The following is a 17,086-nucleotide window of genomic DNA, read 5'->3' on the forward strand; positions in this document are numbered from 1 at the left end:
CCGCCAGGGATTTTTTATGTCCATTTTTCTGAAAAGCGTCTCATTACTTCGTCAGCTTTCTCACTCCTCGGTCATGTACACATACGTACACTCCCTTTGTCGTTCAAAACCTTCCTTGTTCTGCTCGCTTTTGAGAAAAATGATACTTCTGATCTGCTTCGTTCTTCTGCGTCAACATTCCTATGTGTACGCTCACAGTCACAAATAAAAATACGCCTCGTACAGCTCGCTTCTAACCAAAAGTATTGCATCTTCGCCTTGCTCAATCCTTTATAAACGGAGGGTTGGGGTGGATTTACATTTGATTTATTCGTCCCTGAGAGGGCAAAGCCCGAAGCAATCACGGTCATTAAAATAATTCTGAAAGCTCAAGCATATCGCCACTTTTCAAAATTGACGTCAGGATTCAATACCGGCCAGTGGTTCTGTGTGTCTGCATATATTCTACATATCTGACACATATTTATCACATCTAATTTTTGCATGGGAGGCATAGAGAATTAGCTCAAACTTCCGATATATAAGATAGTCAAGGAGGCTCGTATGGACTTAACTACACTTGCGATGGCGGGAACGGTGCTTTCAGCCGGAAAGATACTTTATGAAGTCGGCTCTGCTGTTGGTGATATGTTTTCCGATGATGAACAGGTTGAATTGGCAGATGCGCCTGCTCCAAGTGTTCTGAGCGGACTTACGCCTGAGGGGGTTAATAATGCTGTAGAGGGCAGTGAGACAGGTGCTGTAATTGATTTTAAGGCGTGACCATACCATAGCCTGATTTCACCTATAAATATAACACATTTCATAACGCGATTTTGAGCCGAACTGGCATGTCAATTGTTACATCCGTATTCAAAAGAAATACGGAGCAAACGCATGAAGAATAATGAATTTTTTGTGGTGATGATTTCAGCGCTGACATTATGCGGATGTGCTACAGGTGCCGGTTATGACAACGACGCAATATCTAAAAGTTACAAACACGAAGTTGAAGAGTATAAAAAGAAAAATATGGAGATAGCTTCGAAAGAGGCGACACCCTCACTCTGGACAACCGGAGGAAACAACAGCAGTCTTTTCCTTGATTATAAAACAAGAAGCGTCGGTGAAATAATCACAATCAACATCATGGAATCCTCCTTCTCAACCAATTCTATCAATACTGACACAACAAAAGAGCAGAGCACTAATAATATTGCCGATTCAATCTTCGGCATACCACTGGGGAAATATAATACTAAAGCCAGTTCCAACAGCAAATTTAAGGGTGGAGGTAAGAGAAGCAAAAGCGACTCTGTGACAGGAACCATGTCTGCAAGGATAGTTGACATCATGCCGTCCGGAAACGTAGTTGTTGAAGGACATAAAGAGATAGTTGTTGACAATCAGCAGCAGGTAATAACGCTCAGCGGCATAGCAAAACTGAGAGATATCACGATGGATAATTCAATTAACTCAACGGATCTGGCTGATACAAAAATATCGTATAACGGCAATGGACAGTTGACCCTTGCAAGCGTCCCCGGCTGGCTCCTTTCAATTCTGGGCTGGATATCACCTTTTTAAAATACAATATTGTCACGCCACTGCTGAACTCTGAAAGGGTCAGTCGGATTCATTCCGGCTGACCTTTTTTTATGCAAAGAATGAAATGTGAATAAATTGTGTAAACTACTGATGTGTGTGGAAATTATGCGTAAAATAAGGAGGTCATTTTTTCCTGTGGGCAGGTAAATATTTCCTTTTGGCTATGTATGAGGAATACATAAAATAAAGTAATAAATGGCACGTATGTTGCTCTTATATAGTCAGGAAAACAAAAGTAAGTGATTGTGAAGAAAGGATGTATTCTCTTTGGCAAAGAGATGTGCATAGAAAAAAGCAGGAGGAAAACATGCAAGTAACAGGTTCAACAGCATCTGCTGTAAATCAGGCAAGAGAAATTGGTGGTAATCAAAACGTGAAAACAGCTTCCGCGCAGAAGGCACCGGTTCAGGAGTATGACAAGGTTACGCTGTCGGACAGTGCGAAATCCATGGCTGCGGCGCAAAAGATGAAATAGGCTTTTCGAGCCGAAATCTGAAAAAGCCGCGGAAAAGCACAGAAGAATCAAATTCTGACCTCTTTTCTGCGGCATTCTGAAAAGAGTGAAACTGCCGGAATGCAGTTGAATCAGGAAACCCGTTTGCAGGAGACCGTGAAGGTACATTCTGCAACCAAAAACAGGAGACGAAATGCAAAGGTCATTATGGTCGGCGGCATCAGGCATGACCGCCCAGCAAATGAACATTGACGTGCTTTCAAACAACCTTTCGAATGTTAATACTGCCGGATTTAAAAAGTCGAGGGCATTTTTTCAGGATCTTATGTATCAGGAACTGAAAGCGGCAGGGACCTATTCCGCCGCGGGTCTTTCTCATCCGACAGGTATAGAGATAGGTCTTGGAACAAAGATATCCGCAGTGGAAAAGGTACATTCACAGGGCAGTCTGCAAACCACATCGGTTGAGACGGACGTTGCCATTCAGGGAAAAGGTTATTTCCAGTTTACAATGCCGAACGGTGATATTGGATACACCAGATCCGGTTCTCTGAAAATAGATGCAAACGGAAATCTTACAAATGAGAACGGATACCTTCTGGAGCCTGCGGTAACAATTCCCGACAACACGTCTTCTATATCTATCGGAGAAGACGGAACGATCAGTGTCAGCATAAGCGGTGAGAACGAGCCGCAGGAGGTCGGGCAGATTGAGCTGGCAAATTTCATAAATCCGTCTGGTCTGAAATCTATCGGAAGAAATTTTTATATGCCGACAGGCGCAAGCGGTGAAGCTGTAACAGGAGCGCCGGGAGAGACGAATTTCGGTACTGTTGAGCAGGGAACCTTAGAGATGTCGAACGTAAGCGTTGTGGAGGATATGGTGAATATGATCACAGCGCAGCGGGCATATGAAATTAATTCAAAGGCGATACAGACATCGGACGACATGCTTCAGATACTAAATAGTTTGAAAAGGTAATAGACAATGATAAGGCTTCTGTTTCTTCTTTCCGCGGCAATACTGTTCAGCGGATACACCTTTATCGGCAACGAGATACTTATAGACTCAGAGTGCATAAAGGTGTCGGACATCTTCGAAGGGTCGGAAATCGACGAGAATGCGGTCTGCGGGCTTGACTATGGACAGGTAAAAATAGTCAACAGACTTATGAGTCAGACGCTTATATCGAAATACGGTCTGAAAGGTGAAGAACCGCAGGAAGTTATCTTCAAGAGAAAAGGTGTTCTCCTGACAGAAGAGAGGTTGAGAGCGGATATGAAAAATCTGCTGGCTATAATGTACCCCGACATGGAGATAGAGATAGAAGCCGTCCGGCTTGGCAGACCCTATTATCTGCCGGAAAACATGCAATACAATATTGATATTCCGAGAAACAGATTCGGAAATATCTCGGTTACACTGGACAACGGTGCAAGGAAATACACATACAGCGTTTCTATAGCTGCTTATGCTGAAGGATATGTGGCGGTTAAGTCCATTGAGAAAGGGGAGCGTCTTACGGATAAGAACGTGAAACGTAAAAAAATGGACCTGTTCAGAGCGCGCGGAGAGCTTCTGCACGATATCGAGGGCTATTCTGCGCGAACTGCCATCACTGCGGGTAAGATAATCACTGAAAACATGGCGGACAAGGTTCCGGATGCTGCAAAAGGAGCACCGGTCTACCTGCTGCAAAGTGAAAAAGACGAGCCGAAAGCGATGGCTGGTACGCTTCTTGAGGATGCGTACCTCAACAAAAAGGTTCATGTGGTGAATATCAACAGCGGAGCGATATTTATCGGCACCTATGTTGAGCCTAAGAAAGTGCTTCTGGAAAAGCAATGAGGGTATTCAAATGAAAAGATTGCTACCTGTGCTGATATTTTTTCTGTTCGTACAGAATGCGTATTCACTGGTGAAGATCAGAGACATATCAAATGTCGAGGGGTTACGGGACAACCAGCTTCTTGGCTACGGACTTGTTGTCGGGCTTAACGGCACCGGAGACAAGAGCGGAACGGCATTCACAACCCAATCGCTTGTAAATATGATGGAGCGGATGGGAGTTTCTGTGTCAAAAGATGAGATAAAGATAAAGAACGTCGCCGCAGTGATGGTCACTGCAAAACTTCCTCCGTTCGGGAGATCAGGTTCAAAGATGGACGTGGTCGTCTCATCAGTGGGAGATTCAAAAAGTCTTGAAGGGGGAACGCTTCTTATGACGCCGCTCAGTGCTGCAAACGGAATGGTGTATGCAGTGGCTCAGGGACCAATATCTGTCGGCGGTATGAACGTTGCGGAATCCGGTGCGAAAACGGTTAAGAATCATCCCACAGTCGGCATGATACCTAACGGTGCAATAATTGAGCAGGAGGTTCAGTATCAACTGAATCAGAAAAACATCGTACTGAATTTCAAAGACAACAACCTGTCGAATCTTGTGAAAGCCGAAAGCGCCATAAACGGTATGCTTGGCGTTAAGGCGGCAAATATCACCTCTCCCTCCACAATGGTTATAAACGTACCGGAGGGCGAGCAGCAGAATTTTTATAACTTTATGGACAAAGTGCTCAACACTGAAATAGAACCTTCAAACCTCGCAAGGATAGTAATAGATGAAAGAACCGGCACCATCGTTATGGGTGCGGACGTGCGCGTTAATACGGTTGCTGTGTCCCACGGCAACCTAACGATAACCGTTAAGTCCACTGTGGAACTGGGCAAAGAAAAGGATGCGGCAGACGGAAAAGCGGTTAAGACCGAAGTGGGAGTAAACGAAGATCAGGGACAGCTTATGGTAATTCCGGAAGCGCTGAAGGTGAGCGATCTTGTTAAGGCGCTCAATTCCATCGGTGTAACCCCGCGTGACATGATATCAATATTACAGGCTATAAAATCCGCCGGTGCACTGCATGGAGAGCTTAGTCTCATGTAAAGTGCCTCTATTGCCGCAACGGTGTCCTGAATTTCGGGGCACCGTTCGGCAATGCTGCCGATTGAGTTGTAAACGGAGGTATAAAAGGTTATTATTTCAGAAAAAGAAGGAAATCTTTTATGAAATATAATCTTTCAATACCACATCTCAGCGATGACAAACGAGAACTGAAATATATTGCAGAGGCTATGGAGAACAACAACATAGGCTCTGTAGGAAAATTCATTGCAGAATTTGAGTATGCCGTGCGGAAACTGACCGGTGCTAAATATGCGCTGGCTGTGACAAGCGGTACTTCTGCCCTGCATCTTGCACTGATTGCTCTGGGTATTGGAAAAGGTGACGACGTACTTGCCTCAACATTTACCTATATCGGATCCGCAGCGCCTATTACCTATGTCGGAGCGAATCCAGTATTCATAGACAGCGAGGCGGGCACATGGAACCTAGATCCGAATCTGCTGGAAGATTTCCTGAAGGCGCGCAGAAAATGCCCGAAAGCCCTTATACTGACACATATCTACGGACAGCCTGCAAACATGGACGATATAATGATGGTGTGCGGAAGGTTCGGTGTAACGCTTATAGAAGACGCCGCGGAGGCGATAGGTGCGACATATGACGAAAGACATTGCGGCACATTCGGTACAGCAGGGATCTTCTCTTTTGCAGGCAACAAACTTCTCACATCAGGCGGCGGCGGGATTCTTGTCACAGATGACAAACGTCTCATAGAAACAGCGTCATATTACGCATCCAACGCCCGCGAACCGATGATGCACCACGAACACAACAACATAGGATACAACTACCGCATGAGCAACCTTCTCGCTGCTGTCGGGCTTGCCCAGATGGAGTTTGCGAACGAGAGAATTTATGCGCGCAGGCGTATTTTCAAAACTTATGAAAATGCGTTTGCTGGTGACGGGAGAATAAAGCTGATGCCGCAGCACATTAAAGCGAGTGGCAACCGTTGGCTGACCGCGGCGCTTTTCGATGGTGTGGATCCGAAAAAGCTGATGGTGAAACTGGCGAATCAGGGGATAGAGACCCGCCCTCTGTGGAAGCCTATGCACACCCAGCCTGTGTTTTCGTATGCGGAAAAATATGTGAGCGGAGTTTCTGAAAGGCTTTTCGGCATGGGGCTTTGTCTGCCGTCGTGCTCTCAGATGACAGACGCTCAGGTGAGAGCTGTTGCGGCGGAGATAACGGGGATGCTGGATATCACCGGCTGATCTGAAGTCCGTTCAGCATGTCGTCCATAAAACGTTTGTCGCTTTCGTCCTCGTTATAGAAAAAGAATTTACCGTATATGCGCTGAACGTCCAGAAGCGAGGTCATAAAAGTGTATTCAGATTCTATGAATCTCTGGCGTGCGGTAAAATGCTGGGTAATGAGAGTTTTTGATTCAGAATATTTTCTGAGTTTCGAAAGTTCCTGAAATTTTTCCTCTGACTTTTTAAGGGCATCCTTTTTTAAAGAGTAATCGCGTCCTGCAAGCATAGCTTTGTCGACTGCCTGCGCAACATTCTCTTTGACCAGTTCCTTAACCTGAGCTTTTCTGTTGAAATATGTGAGAAGTTCCGACTGTTTTTCAGAAAGCTCATTCTGCTTCTTCGTACCGTCGAAAAGGGGTATGGTGAGTTTCAGGCTCATGTTCCACTGGTTTTCGTCCAGTGTCTTGAAAAACTCCGGATCGGTCTGGTCGCCTTCGAAATAGCGGGTGTACTCCCCTGTGACGCTTACGTCAGGAACGGAAAACTTCCGCTGGGCGGAGAGGATATCCCGCCTGTTAATCTTTATGAACTCATCCAGTGCCAGAAGCTGAGGTGATGATGCCAGAGCCTTTTCAGAAAATTTAGAGATGAGAGTTTCGGGATTGATTCCCTCTGTGGTGAAAAGCAGTGCCAACTCCGTGTTCAGAGGCGATGCGAAAACAGAGGCATATGGAAGAAACGAGTAATTTGCGATGTCATGTATTCCGGTCACCAGTGCCAGATCGGTCAGAACAGCTTCAAGCGACTGCTTTTCAGCGGACGGGTCGAGGCTGTATCTCTGCTTTATCTTGAATTTCGCCGCCGCTGCCGCATACTGCCTGTCCGCATCGGCGTATGCTTTTAAAAGGGCGCGGTATCTCAGCACGTTACAGTATCTTTTCGCAGCGTCGGCTATCATATCCGTGCGCAGAACCTCCGCTACGAGCCTCTGGGCTTTCGCGCGGTTTTCGTTTGTGGACATCGCCGCAAGTTTTGAGTCGGAGAAGAGAACCTGACTCAGGCGTACCTTGGCGCTGGGTACTTTGTAAAGCGGGATATCTTTGAAATCGTCTCTGGATTTGTCCGCAGAGCTCATTGTGGCAGATGCCCGCAGGCTTGGTACGAAAGTATCAAGCGCTTCGTCGATTTTTTCAACAGCCGCGTCCCTGTCCTGTTTCACAAGGTTATATTCGGTATCCTGAGTGAGATAAGAATCTATTACCCTTGTCAGCGGAATAATATTTTCCTGCGCGGGAGCGGCAAAAGAGATTAAAAAAATAATCAGGACAGCAAAGCGCCTCAAAATCTCCTCCTGTCTGTATCTATGATTATATTCGTCATGAACGTTAAACTGTCAAGAACGTTCGGGGGAAAAAGCACATTGCACATAAAAAAAACTGCATGATATTATATTTATAGGAGAATTTTATGTTATCCATGAATTATACGTTTCCGCTTTTAAACGGGCACATGCAGGATCTTTCAGAATATGACGGCAAGGTCGTTCTGGTTGTGAATACAGCGAGCAGGTGCGGTTTTACCCCGCAATACGAAGGGCTTGAGGAGCTTTACAGACAATTCAGAGACGACGGATTCGTGATACTTGCTTTTCCCTGCAATCAGTTCGGCGAACAGGAACCGGGAACGGCAGACGAGATAGAGAATTTTCTGGAATGTAATTACACCGTCACATTTCCTGTGTTTCAAAAGATTGAGGTTAACGGTGAAAATGCGAACCCGTTGTTTAAAGAACTGAAAGAGCTGGCTCCCGGAACCATGGGGACGAAAGACATAAAGTGGAATTTCACTAAATTTCTGATAAGCCGCGACAGGACGCGTGTCCTGCGGTTTGCATCAACAAGAACGCCGGACAGCATCCGCGGATATATTGCGGAGGAACTGATATAAAAATATAAAGCCGGAACAGAAAAAACTGTTCCGGCTATTTTTTGCTGCTTTTGCGGATAGGTACATGGATGTACCTTACGTAACGAATTTAATGAGATTAATCGCATTAAATTTGTGTAGTGTGAGCTGAATTAAGGCTTAGCCTGATTCAGCGTTGGCTTCAAAATAACAGGAGTTATTTTGAAGTGGCAATTAGTAACGGTTTCCGCCGCCGTATCCGCCGCGTCCTTCGCGGGGGTTGGGGCGTCCGCCGCCTCTGGAGCGGTCTCTGTCTCCGCTGGAGCGTTCCTGTCTGGGGCGTGCCTCGTTAACAGTGAGGGGTCTGCCGATAAATTCGGCGCCGTTCAGTTCTTCGATGGCGGCTGCCGCCTGCGCATCATTTGCCATTTCAACGAAAGCGAAACCTTTTGAGCGTCCGTTTTCGTGGTCTGTGATGATCCTCACAGAGCTTACATCGCCGAAGGATTCGAACATGTTGCGCAGTTCGTCCTCAGTGGCTTTGTAAGGAAGGTTTCCAACATAAATGTTCATGATACTTCTGCTAGTCCTATAAACTTATTTCGCCATGCCATTCCAATCGAAAACCGGTCATGGCGAAAGTTGAGCGGTGTCCGATCTCTGCCGTCCCCTTGGGGGCGAATTCCCGTTAACGGCTTTAAACCCTCTGCCTGTGGCAGTTTGAGGAAAAATACCGTATCATAACGAAAAAGTAACAGAGAAATTAACCGTTCGCAAGTTTATTTGGGCGGACCGCAAACAGCAATCCGCCCGCAAATAACGATGTCAGGCGAGTTTCACTTTTCTGACAGTAATTTCGTCTCTCTGAACGCCGCGGTGATATTTGATGGCGGGTTCGCCGAAAAGCAGCGCATATGACACCTGCATATCGTCTCCTATGCCGATGTTCGTGAGTATTTCGGGGAACGCAGCCACCAGCCACATAACAAATCCCGCCCATACTGTGCCTATGTTGAGCGAACCGGCGGCGAGTTCCGCATAGCTGAGTGCGATGAAGCCGTCGGCAACAGGGGTTGGTGCGGATTTCGGCGTTACCGAAAACATTATGTGCGGTGCGCCGCGGAAGATTATGTCCTTGCCGTTTCTGAAATGTCTCGCCATAACGGCGAAGATGGCGCTGTGTTCGTCCAGTTTGCCCTCTTTGTCGGCTTTTTCAATGATGGATATCACCATCTCTTTGAATTTATCCATCTGTTCTCTGCTGTCTACGACGACAAGCTGCACCTGATGATCGTTCTTGCCTGTGGGGGCGTTTGCTGCGGCTTTGGCTATTTTGTCCAGAGTTTCCGCGTCCACGTCCGCGTTTTTAAACCGGCGCACGGAGCGTCTTGTGCGGATGAGTGCATCGACCTGTTCAAAGTCCGCGGCTTTGTCAGGGCTTACGCAGGTTTCGGGGTCAACACCCAGAATGGATACCGCCGCAGTGGGGCATATTGCCAGACAATGCTGGCACTTGTAGCATTTTCTCTCGTTTTCGGGCTTTATAAAGGGGATTCTGTCCTCAAGCTCGATTATCATTGCAGGGCAGTCCGCCACGCAGGCTCTGCATGACGTACATTTTGATTCGCTGACAATAAAATTTAACATATGTTACCTCGTTATATACCGAACGCCTGTTCCAGTTCGGCGGGCAGTTCGGGTCGTCCTTTGCTGTTTACGGCGGTTCCGGTTACGCGTCCTTTCAGAACGAGCTTTCCGTCCGACCTGTATATATCCTGAATGAAGGCTATCCGCAGTTTCGATTCGCGTTCAACGTCAACGCATACCTTAAAGACGTCGCCGCTTTTCAGCGACGCTTTGTACTCAAGCTCCGCTTTTGTGACAACCATGAATACCCCACGGTTCGTCATTTCGGCGAAATCTATTCCCAGCGTATGAAAAAATTCATGACGGGCGTGTTCAAGATAGTTCATGTAGGTGGCGTTGTTTACGATTCCCTCCATGTCACATTCATAATCCCTTACTTTGAAATCAAGACAGAATTTATAATCTCTCATCTCTCCTCCTTTTAGAGCATCTTAGAACGCTGCAGAAATTCCTCGCGAATATATGAAATTAACGTCTGCGCTGAATTAGAGCGCAGATTCTGCGTAGTTACGATGGATAAAGTGTTTTCGGGAAGCTGCGGCATGTCAGTAAGAATATTATATACGTCCTCTTCGCCCTGGATGCGGGAGACACCCACCGGAGAAACGGCAATTCCGGCGCGGACGGCGGAGAGAAGCGCAAACACGCTGCTTGCTACAAAAGATATGCGGTATGGGATGCCTGCCGCCTCCAGAGCGCTTATACTCCACCGCCTGATGTGACATCCTTCGGGGTATACAGCAAGGGGCAGCGGCTCCATACGGGTTGCAGCTCTGCATTTGGACGAGACCCACACTATTCTTTCGGAATATATCTTTTCATAGGGTTCCGGCATATCCGCACAGATTGCTATGTCCAGATCGCCGCTGTCTATCCTGCGCAGCATGGATTCCTTCATCTGTGTGGAAAAGTCTATCCGGCTGTTTGGGTATTTGGCGTAGAACCTGCGAAGGGCATTGGGCAGAACGGATGATGCGTAAAGCTCCGGCGAGCCGACGCGGATGTGGTCGTGTATGTCGGGATTTGCCAGAACACAGAGAGCGTCGTCGTGAGCTTTAAGAATACGCACCGCGTGTTCAAGCAGCCTTTCGCCTGTGGGGCTGATGGAAAACCGCTTACCCTGCTTGATGAACAGATTTCCAGTCTGCTCCTCAAGACGCTTCATCTGCATACTGACAGCGGACTGGGTCATGTTCAGTAGACACGAAGCCTTAGTATAGCTGTTCACCTTCGCAACCGTAACAAAAGTTCTTAACAGATCTATGGATAGTTCCATTCATCACCAAATTTGATTGAAAATATAAAATACATTCGCTGTACTGATGCAGAGTTATACAGTAGAAATATGGAAATTGCAACAGGAGGTGTGCTTATGCAGTCACAATTGGAAAGAAGAGAGGAACTTTTCGCAATGGCAAAACAGATGCGAGCCAAGTTTCCGGAGTTTGAAAAGAACATTATTGCAAACGACGCACTGGTCTACGGAGACGGAGCGCTGCCTCAGTCGGTTAAAAGAATGATGGCTATGGTGGGTGCTCTGGTCAGCAGGTGCGAGGGCTGTATCCTCTCCCAGACTATCCGCGCAATAGACAGCGGTGCAACGGCAGAAGAGATAATCGAGGCGTGCCATGTCGCCATAATGATAGGCGGAACAATGGCTCTGGCAGAGAGTACCCGCGTGCTGGCGCTTCTGAAAGAGAAGGGAATGATAGAGTGATAAAGGGGCGGGTTTTCCGCCCCTTGCGGTTTATACGTATTTGGCAGCCTGTTCAAGAGCGTTGTCGATGTGGGGACAGATGTTTTCCCGCCCTATCTTTTCGGCGAAATCAGCCTTTTCGAATGTGTGCATTAGAGCCGGGGAAACACCGGACAGGATCAGACGGATTCCTTCACTCTCCGATTTTTTCAGAACTTCTTCCAGCGCCATCATGGCGGTGGCGTCAACGAAAGGTACCGTGCGCATACGCAGTATTATGACCTGCGGTTTTTTCTTAACTATGCGCAGAGTATCCTTGAACTGGTTCACCGCGCCGAAAAAGAAAGAACCGAATATCTCGAATATTTCCACCCCTTCGGGTATTCTGTCTTTGCTGAGAACGTCGTGCGCCTCATATTCCTCGTTAACCTCCCTGCCGAGATTCTTAACCTCTGTTGCCACTGCCATGCGGTTCATAAACAGCAGTGCGGAGAGCACAACGCCGGTTTCAATGGCAACCGTAAGGTCGATGAACACTGTCAGCAGGAAGGTGACAACCATTATAAGTATGTCCGCCGGAGGGCTTTTCAGAAGTTTGAGAAAGTGCCGCCATTCGCTCATGTGATATGAAACGATTATGAGCACAGCCGCGAGGGTCGGCATGGGGATCAGTTTTGCCCATTTTCCGAAGAACAGCAGGATAAAGAGCAGAGTAAAAGCGTGCACCATGCCGGAGACGGGGGAAGTTGCGCCGTTCTGGATATTGGTTGCCGTTCTGGCTATGGCACCGGTTGCAGGGATTCCGCCGAAGAGGGGCGAAAAGATATTCGCAACACCCTGACCAACCAGTTCCATGTTGCTTCTGTGGCGGGTGGATGTCATACCGTCGGCTACCACTGCGGACAGAAGAGATTCTATCGCCGCAAGGAGCGCTATGGTTATGGCGGATGGGAACACCGCCGTGATTATGTCGAGATTGATTGTTGGAAACGCGGGCAGCGGAAGTGAAGATGGAACATCTCCGAACTGCGTATGTATGGTATCCACAGGGATATTGAACATGGCTACTGCCGCCGTGGTTATGATTATGGCAAAGATAGAGCCGGGTATCTTCTTGGTGAACTTAGGCATTATTAGTATGATGGCAAGCGCCGCCGCCGCAACCGCGAATGAATAGGGGTTAAAAGTGGATGCGGATTCAATATACGCCTGTACCCTGTGCACGAAACTGGCGGATGCGGGGTGTGCATCCAGTCCGAATATATCCTTTATCTGTGTTGTGCCTATGATGAGGGCTATACCCGATGTGAAGCCCACTGTCATAGGATATGGGATAAATTTTATCACGCCGCCCAGCTTCACCGCTCCCATCGCGACAAGCATTATGCCCGCCAGCATGGTGGCCACAGCCAGACCGTTGTAGCCGAACTTAACTACGATTTCATACACCACAACGATGAATGCACCTGTGGGACCGCCGATCTGTACGCGGCTTCCGCTCAGAAGACTTATGATAAATCCGGCAATGATGGCTGTGAAAATACCCTGTTCGGGTTTAACGCCGGAGGCAATGGCAAACGCGATGGCGAGTGGCAGAGCGACTATACCTACGGTTACGCCCGACATGGTGTCCTTCATCAGGCGTCTTGAATCGTAACCTTCTTTAAAACAATCATAAATTTGCGGGATTAAACGAGAACTCATCGGATAAAAACCTCCCTATCCGGATAATTTCATCGTTTGGGTAGAAATCGTGGGGTCGGATGGCTTTAAACCATAGGTTAAATTTACTCGGCTAAAGTCAGGTGGCCTCAGATAGGTACCAAAACGGTAATCATATCTTTGACGTTGTGAAACTTAGGTAAATTAGTAAAAAGCTATGAAATATGCAAGTAAAATTTATATATGAAAGTTGAAAAAGTCTTTTAACTGAAATAGAATGGCTGTTTTAAAAATTATGCTGTCAAAATGGTGCCGTCTTGCTATAATGCGTTCATTCAAAAGGTTTAAGAGGGCAATATGGACAGAGTTACTCTGGCTGTTGGCGGCGGGGGAGCCTCCACTCAGTCTTTTATTTCGGATGTGATATTTTCAAAGCTCGGCAACAACCTGCTTAAAAAGGCAGCCGACGCGGCTCTTGTTGAGACCGCTGACAGAACGGCGTTCACCACCGACAGCTTTGTTGTGCGTCCGGAATTTTTCCCCGGCGGGGACATAGGCAAAATAGCCGTATGCGGAACAGTGAACGACCTTCTGGTTTCAGGCGCAATACCGGAATATCTGTCGTTCGGACTCGTAATACCGGAGGGCTACCTGCTGAAAGATCTTGAAAGGGTCATAGACAGCATGGCGGTTACCTGTGAAAAGGCGGGGGTTAAGATCGTCTGCGGCGACACGAAGGTTGTGGAGAGAGGCGCTTTGGACGGGCTTATCATAAATACCAGCGGAATAGGAAGGTCGGTGAACGATTACACCGACTATGGGAATATAAAAGAGGGGGACAGAGTTATCCTTACCTCCGATGCTGCCCGCCACGGCATGAGCGTTCTGCTCGCCAGGGGCGAACTTGGTTTCGACGGCGGAATAGATTCCGACTGCGCGCCCCTTAATGATGTTTTTGATGCGGTGCGTCCGTTCGATGTGTCTTTCGCAAGGGATGCCACACGGGGGGGCATTGCCGCGGTACTCAACGAGATTGCGGCGATGTGCGGCGCGGGATTTCTTATGGACGATGACAGCATAAACGTGCGCGAGAATGTGCGCTATCTCTGCGACATGCTGGGCTTTGACCCATTGTCGGTTGCCAACGAGGGTTTAGCTGTTATAATTATCAGAGAGAAGGACGCGCAGAAGGCTCTTGAGGCGCTGAAAAAGACGGAAAACGGAGCCGGAGCCGCCATAGCGGGAACAGTCACTGCCGACGGTAAGGTAGTGCTTAAAACATCCATCGGCGGGCGCAGGTTCATAGAAATGCCTCGTGGTGAGTTACTGCCGAGGATATGCTGAGGTTTCAGGAAGAAACCCGCTTGCGTGAGCGAGTGAGGCTTAGCCGAAATGAGCGTTGGCATATTTTTTCCATGGACGGAAAAAATATGGAGCAAATTGAAATGCCTCGTGGTGAGTTACTGCCGAGGATATGCTGAGGTTTCAGGAAGAAACCCGCTTGCGTGAGCGAGTGAGGCTTAGCCGAAATGAGCGTTGGCATATTTTTTCCATGGACGGAAAAAATATGGAGTAAAAGTGATAAAGGAAATATTATGATAAAGATAGACTGGGAAAAACAGAACGGGCTTATCCCCGCCGTTGTTCAGGACGCAGAAACCAAGAGCGTGCTGATGCTCGCATATGTGAATGAAGAGGCGCTTAAACTCACCTTTGAAACAGGCTATGCTCATTATTACTCCAGAAGCAGGAACGAACTCTGGAAAAAGGGCGGCACTTCGGGGCATGTGCAGAAGATTGAACAGGTGCGGCTTGACTGTGACGGCGACACGCTGCTTTATATTGTGAAGCAGACCGGTCCCGCCTGCCACACCGGTGCGAAGAGCTGTTTTTTCACAGTGCTTGATAAAGCCGGAGATAACTGAGAATGGCGGAACTGCTTTTAGGGGTGGACGCCGGAGCGTCAAACCTCAAGATAATAGAACTTAAAGAGAAAAAAGGGCAGTACAGTCTTAAAAATATATTTCTGCGTCAGATGACCCCTGGTGTCATTGTTGACGGCACTGTGCTTGACCACGGAGCGGCGGCGCATGTTATAAAAGAGTGCCTCGCTCATGCGAAGGGCTTTACAAAGGATGCCGCGCTGGGTATGCGCGGTCGGGATGCCGTTGTGAAGCGTATGGAGATAGCGTGGAACGGTAAAGGTAATTTTCAGGAGACGTTCGTATGGAACGCCGACCAGTACATCGGTATTCCGTCGTCGAAGGCGACCTTTGATGCGCAGCTTCTGTCTTATGATTCCGGTAAGGGGTTTGCGGATGCGGTTATTGCCGCCGCCAACAGGGACAAGGTTGCCGACTGCATCGCAATGGCAGAGCTTGCCGGGCTGAAACCTGTCGTTGTGGATATAGAGGCGCTGGCACTGGTGAATCTCACCTCCGTAATGTTCGGACGGAAAAAACACCCTAACGCTCTGATAGATCTCGGACACGACTGCACCAACATTATATTTTACGAAAACGGTTTCGTGGATTATGTAAAATCCATACCCAAGGGCTGCAAATTTCTCACAGAGGAGATTGCTCAGGATATGGATGTTGAGCTTGAAAAGGCAACGGAAATACTCCGCGATAAGGAAATAATGACAAACGACGTTGACGCTCAGGCTGCGGCAATGTCATTCGGAAGCAACCTCGGTGCGGAGATTGAGACCGCCGTTGAAACGTATATGTCGGACAGACGCAAAGAACCCGTGGACATACACCTCTGCGGTGCAGGGGCTAACATAAAGATGCTCGTCGATCAGATGGAGATAGCCATGCGGATGTCTCTGCCGGCTCTTAATCCCTTTTCCGCCGTTGACGTCCCGGAACAGATGAAGCCTGTTACCGAAAAGGCGGGTGCTTGCGCATTTGCAGTTGCGGTGGGGCTTGCCATGAGAAGAGCATGAAAAAGCTCCTTCTGGCTGCTGCTGTGCTTTTTGTGCTGTGCGGCTGTGCCTTGAACGATCTTGGCGACAGAACCGCAAATGCAATGACAACTCTGAAGCTCGCCACGCATATCGATATCAGGGCGGCACGCGCCGGAGATACCCTTACGGTTGATTTCAATCATGACAGCAAAACGAAGAAATTCATTTCGGAAATAGACGAAACCGGAAAGAACATCGTTATCAGAACCGAAAATATCGGTGTTTATATAATTAAATCGGAAGTTGCACACCCTCTCGTAAACGTTCAGCCATGGCTTGCAGCAAACGGCGACTATATGGTGAAAATGCGGCTGGCGCTGAAGTGCAGCATGACACGCGTGGAGACAGGCAGCGGCTTCAGGCTTATATTCAAAATTCTGGAACCGGACTATGAGATGTCCGCCATGCAGAAGTTCGGTTCGTGGGTAAGTGCGTATACGGCGGCGACGAGACTTGCAGGGGTTAAAAACGGAAAAACCTCCACCGTGCTCACATTTGACGGTGTGCCCGTCTATTCCAAAGGAAACAACGGCAGGGCAGATTATGTTGATATATACGGCGTGCGTATACCGGCTGGAAACGTTAAATATGACGGTGTCGTTTCCACCGCCATACTGGACGGCAAAAGCAGACTGATTTTCAGAGACGGCGCGGATATCTGCATAGAGGACAGGAAAATGACCGTCGGCAGAAGCTGTGCGGGGTATACTTCTCTTTTCGGTATGACAAAAGAGAAAAAGAACGGTAATGAGAAGTTCATGTTCAGGCTCACGGGCAGACCGGATATAACCGTTAAGACCTTTAAAGGGGTAACAGGGCTTGGAATCAAGAATATGCGTCTTTTCGGAACGGGTATTGTGCGGTTTGACGGTGACGCGGTTTTTAAGACCGAAGTGCGGGAAAGCGGCGGGCTTATGTGGATTATTTTTATCCATGATCCCGCGTATAAGTTCCGCAGATTCTTTTCGTCCGGCGACATGCTGAACGTAGTATTTTATAAGGGCTGAT

General features: G+C 47.9%; 19 protein-coding genes. 13 read left to right on the forward strand and 6 right to left on the reverse strand.

Going from position 1 to position 17,086, the window contains the following annotated elements; all coding sequences use genetic code 11:
* Positions 1 to 543 precede the first annotated feature (543 nt).
* From Q7P67_RS04000 to Q7P67_RS04030, 7 genes are all read left to right on the forward strand, one after another.
* Complete coding sequence (locus tag Q7P67_RS04000) at positions 544 to 762, forward strand: hypothetical protein (RefSeq protein WP_303850612.1); 219 nt, start codon at positions 544 to 546, stop codon at positions 760 to 762.
* A gap of 114 nt (positions 763 to 876) precedes the next feature.
* A complete protein-coding gene (locus tag Q7P67_RS04005) occupies positions 877 to 1,566 on the forward strand; it encodes a flagellar basal body L-ring protein FlgH (RefSeq protein ID WP_303850613.1) in 690 nt (229 codons plus the stop codon).
* A 328-nt stretch (positions 1,567 to 1,894) separates the two neighbouring features.
* Positions 1,895 to 2,062 carry a hypothetical protein gene (locus Q7P67_RS04010; RefSeq protein ID WP_303850614.1) on the forward strand — a complete coding sequence of 56 codons (168 nt, stop codon included), beginning with the start codon at positions 1,895 to 1,897 and terminating at the stop codon, positions 2,060 to 2,062.
* 172 nt (positions 2,063 to 2,234) lie between these two features.
* Entirely contained in the window at positions 2,235 to 3,023 is a 789-nt protein-coding gene (gene flgG / locus Q7P67_RS04015; protein WP_303850615.1) for a flagellar basal-body rod protein FlgG, read from the forward strand.
* Between the two features lie 6 nt (positions 3,024 to 3,029).
* Positions 3,030 to 3,890, forward strand: coding sequence for a flagellar basal body P-ring formation chaperone FlgA (flgA, locus tag Q7P67_RS04020; RefSeq protein WP_303850616.1), 861 nt, complete (start codon positions 3,030 to 3,032; stop codon positions 3,888 to 3,890).
* Positions 3,891 to 3,900: 10 nt separating this feature from the next.
* Positions 3,901 to 4,980 carry a flagellar basal body P-ring protein FlgI gene (locus Q7P67_RS04025; protein ID WP_303850617.1) on the forward strand — a complete coding sequence of 360 codons (1,080 nt, stop codon included), beginning with the start codon at positions 3,901 to 3,903 and terminating at the stop codon, positions 4,978 to 4,980.
* Positions 4,981 to 5,099: 119 nt separating this feature from the next.
* Entirely contained in the window at positions 5,100 to 6,215 is a 1,116-nt protein-coding gene (locus Q7P67_RS04030; RefSeq protein ID WP_303850618.1) for a DegT/DnrJ/EryC1/StrS aminotransferase family protein, read from the forward strand.
* Here the strand turns inward: Q7P67_RS04030 and Q7P67_RS04035 are convergent.
* Entirely contained in the window at positions 6,205 to 7,539 is a 1,335-nt protein-coding gene (locus tag Q7P67_RS04035) for a TolC family protein (protein ID WP_303850619.1), read from the reverse strand. The genes Q7P67_RS04030 and Q7P67_RS04035 overlap by 11 nt on opposite strands.
* A gap of 125 nt (positions 7,540 to 7,664) precedes the next feature.
* Here Q7P67_RS04035 and Q7P67_RS04040 point away from each other — a divergent pair, with 125 nt between their 5' ends.
* Positions 7,665 to 8,144: a glutathione peroxidase gene (locus tag Q7P67_RS04040; RefSeq protein ID WP_303850620.1), complete on the forward strand. Its 480-nt coding sequence runs from the start codon at positions 7,665 to 7,667 to the stop codon at positions 8,142 to 8,144.
* 192 nt (positions 8,145 to 8,336) lie between these two features.
* Here the strand turns inward: Q7P67_RS04040 and Q7P67_RS04045 are convergent, their stop codons facing one another.
* The 4 genes from Q7P67_RS04045 to Q7P67_RS04060 all read right to left on the reverse strand — a co-directional run bounded on the left by Q7P67_RS04045 (position 8,337) and on the right by Q7P67_RS04060 (position 11,025).
* The gene (locus Q7P67_RS04045) at positions 8,337 to 8,675 is read right to left on the reverse strand and encodes an RNA-binding protein (protein ID WP_303850621.1); all 339 of its coding nucleotides are present in this window, start codon (positions 8,673 to 8,675) and stop codon (positions 8,337 to 8,339) included.
* Positions 8,676 to 8,927: 252 nt separating this feature from the next.
* Positions 8,928 to 9,749 (reverse strand): nitroreductase family protein, encoded by an 822-nt coding sequence (locus Q7P67_RS04050; RefSeq protein ID WP_303850622.1) that lies wholly within the window; start codon positions 9,747 to 9,749, stop codon positions 8,928 to 8,930.
* An 11-nt stretch (positions 9,750 to 9,760) separates the two neighbouring features.
* Positions 9,761 to 10,159 carry a thioesterase family protein gene (locus tag Q7P67_RS04055; RefSeq protein ID WP_303850623.1) on the reverse strand — a complete coding sequence of 133 codons (399 nt, stop codon included), beginning with the start codon at positions 10,157 to 10,159 and terminating at the stop codon, positions 9,761 to 9,763.
* Between the two features lie 11 nt (positions 10,160 to 10,170).
* Positions 10,171 to 11,025, reverse strand: a complete 855-nt coding sequence (locus Q7P67_RS04060) for a LysR substrate-binding domain-containing protein (protein WP_303850624.1) — start codon at positions 11,023 to 11,025, stop codon at positions 10,171 to 10,173.
* A 96-nt stretch (positions 11,026 to 11,121) separates the two neighbouring features.
* On the opposite strand from Q7P67_RS04060, the gene Q7P67_RS04065 reads away from it, so the two are divergent.
* The gene (locus Q7P67_RS04065; RefSeq protein ID WP_303850625.1) at positions 11,122 to 11,466 is read left to right on the forward strand and encodes a carboxymuconolactone decarboxylase family protein; all 345 of its coding nucleotides are present in this window, start codon (positions 11,122 to 11,124) and stop codon (positions 11,464 to 11,466) included.
* A 30-nt stretch (positions 11,467 to 11,496) separates the two neighbouring features.
* On the opposite strand, the gene Q7P67_RS04070 is transcribed toward Q7P67_RS04065, so the two are convergent.
* On the reverse strand, positions 11,497 to 13,149 hold the full coding sequence (locus Q7P67_RS04070) for a SulP family inorganic anion transporter (protein WP_303850626.1): 1,653 nt from the start codon (positions 13,147 to 13,149) through the stop codon (positions 11,497 to 11,499).
* A 315-nt stretch (positions 13,150 to 13,464) separates the two neighbouring features.
* Here Q7P67_RS04070 and hypE point away from each other — a divergent pair, with 315 nt between their 5' ends.
* From hypE to Q7P67_RS04090, 4 genes are all read left to right on the forward strand, one after another.
* Positions 13,465 to 14,451: a hydrogenase expression/formation protein HypE gene (gene hypE / locus Q7P67_RS04075; protein ID WP_303850627.1), complete on the forward strand. Its 987-nt coding sequence runs from the start codon at positions 13,465 to 13,467 to the stop codon at positions 14,449 to 14,451.
* Between the two features lie 185 nt (positions 14,452 to 14,636).
* Positions 14,637 to 15,032 carry a phosphoribosyl-AMP cyclohydrolase gene (gene hisI / locus Q7P67_RS04080; protein ID WP_303850628.1) on the forward strand — a complete coding sequence of 132 codons (396 nt, stop codon included), beginning with the start codon at positions 14,637 to 14,639 and terminating at the stop codon, positions 15,030 to 15,032.
* A gap of 2 nt (positions 15,033 to 15,034) precedes the next feature.
* Positions 15,035 to 16,057: a type IV pilus assembly protein PilM gene (gene pilM / locus Q7P67_RS04085; protein WP_303850629.1), complete on the forward strand. Its 1,023-nt coding sequence runs from the start codon at positions 15,035 to 15,037 to the stop codon at positions 16,055 to 16,057.
* A complete protein-coding gene (locus Q7P67_RS04090) occupies positions 16,054 to 17,085 on the forward strand; it encodes a hypothetical protein (RefSeq protein ID WP_303850630.1) in 1,032 nt (343 codons plus the stop codon). Before pilM ends, Q7P67_RS04090 begins: the two co-directional genes overlap by 4 nt.
* The last annotated feature ends 1 nt before the right edge of the window (position 17,086 follow it).

This window comes from Seleniivibrio woodruffii (assembly GCF_029267515.1).
Classification (GTDB): Bacteria; Chrysiogenota; Deferribacteres; order Deferribacterales; family Geovibrionaceae; genus Seleniivibrio; species Seleniivibrio woodruffii_A.

Excerpts from the sequence above, each read along its gene's own strand:
- Q7P67_RS04000 (WP_303850612.1), top strand. The coding sequence starts at position 544 with ATGGACTTAACTACACTTGCGATGGCGGGAACGGTGCTTTCAGCCGGA.
- Q7P67_RS04005 (WP_303850613.1), top strand. The coding sequence starts at position 877 with ATGAAGAATAATGAATTTTTTGTGGTGATGATTTCAGCGCTGACATTA.
- Q7P67_RS04010 (WP_303850614.1), top strand. The coding sequence starts at position 1,895 with ATGCAAGTAACAGGTTCAACAGCATCTGCTGTAAATCAGGCAAGAGAA.
- flgG (WP_303850615.1), top strand. The coding sequence starts at position 2,235 with ATGCAAAGGTCATTATGGTCGGCGGCATCAGGCATGACCGCCCAGCAA.
- flgA (WP_303850616.1), top strand. The coding sequence starts at position 3,030 with ATGATAAGGCTTCTGTTTCTTCTTTCCGCGGCAATACTGTTCAGCGGA.
- Q7P67_RS04025 (WP_303850617.1), top strand. The coding sequence starts at position 3,901 with ATGAAAAGATTGCTACCTGTGCTGATATTTTTTCTGTTCGTACAGAAT.
- Q7P67_RS04030 (WP_303850618.1), top strand. The coding sequence starts at position 5,100 with ATGAAATATAATCTTTCAATACCACATCTCAGCGATGACAAACGAGAA.
- Q7P67_RS04040 (WP_303850620.1), top strand. The coding sequence starts at position 7,665 with ATGTTATCCATGAATTATACGTTTCCGCTTTTAAACGGGCACATGCAG.
- Q7P67_RS04045 (WP_303850621.1), bottom strand. The coding sequence starts at position 8,675 with ATGAACATTTATGTTGGAAACCTTCCTTACAAAGCCACTGAGGACGAA.
- Q7P67_RS04050 (WP_303850622.1), bottom strand. The coding sequence starts at position 9,749 with ATGTTAAATTTTATTGTCAGCGAATCAAAATGTACGTCATGCAGAGCC.
- Q7P67_RS04055 (WP_303850623.1), bottom strand. The coding sequence starts at position 10,159 with ATGAGAGATTATAAATTCTGTCTTGATTTCAAAGTAAGGGATTATGAA.
- Q7P67_RS04060 (WP_303850624.1), bottom strand. The coding sequence starts at position 11,025 with ATGGAACTATCCATAGATCTGTTAAGAACTTTTGTTACGGTTGCGAAG.
- Q7P67_RS04065 (WP_303850625.1), top strand. The coding sequence starts at position 11,122 with ATGCAGTCACAATTGGAAAGAAGAGAGGAACTTTTCGCAATGGCAAAA.
- Q7P67_RS04070 (WP_303850626.1), bottom strand. The coding sequence starts at position 13,149 with ATGAGTTCTCGTTTAATCCCGCAAATTTATGATTGTTTTAAAGAAGGT.
- hypE (WP_303850627.1), top strand. The coding sequence starts at position 13,465 with ATGGACAGAGTTACTCTGGCTGTTGGCGGCGGGGGAGCCTCCACTCAG.
- hisI (WP_303850628.1), top strand. The coding sequence starts at position 14,637 with ATGAGCGTTGGCATATTTTTTCCATGGACGGAAAAAATATGGAGTAAA.
- pilM (WP_303850629.1), top strand. The coding sequence starts at position 15,035 with ATGGCGGAACTGCTTTTAGGGGTGGACGCCGGAGCGTCAAACCTCAAG.
- Q7P67_RS04090 (WP_303850630.1), top strand. The coding sequence starts at position 16,054 with ATGAAAAAGCTCCTTCTGGCTGCTGCTGTGCTTTTTGTGCTGTGCGGC.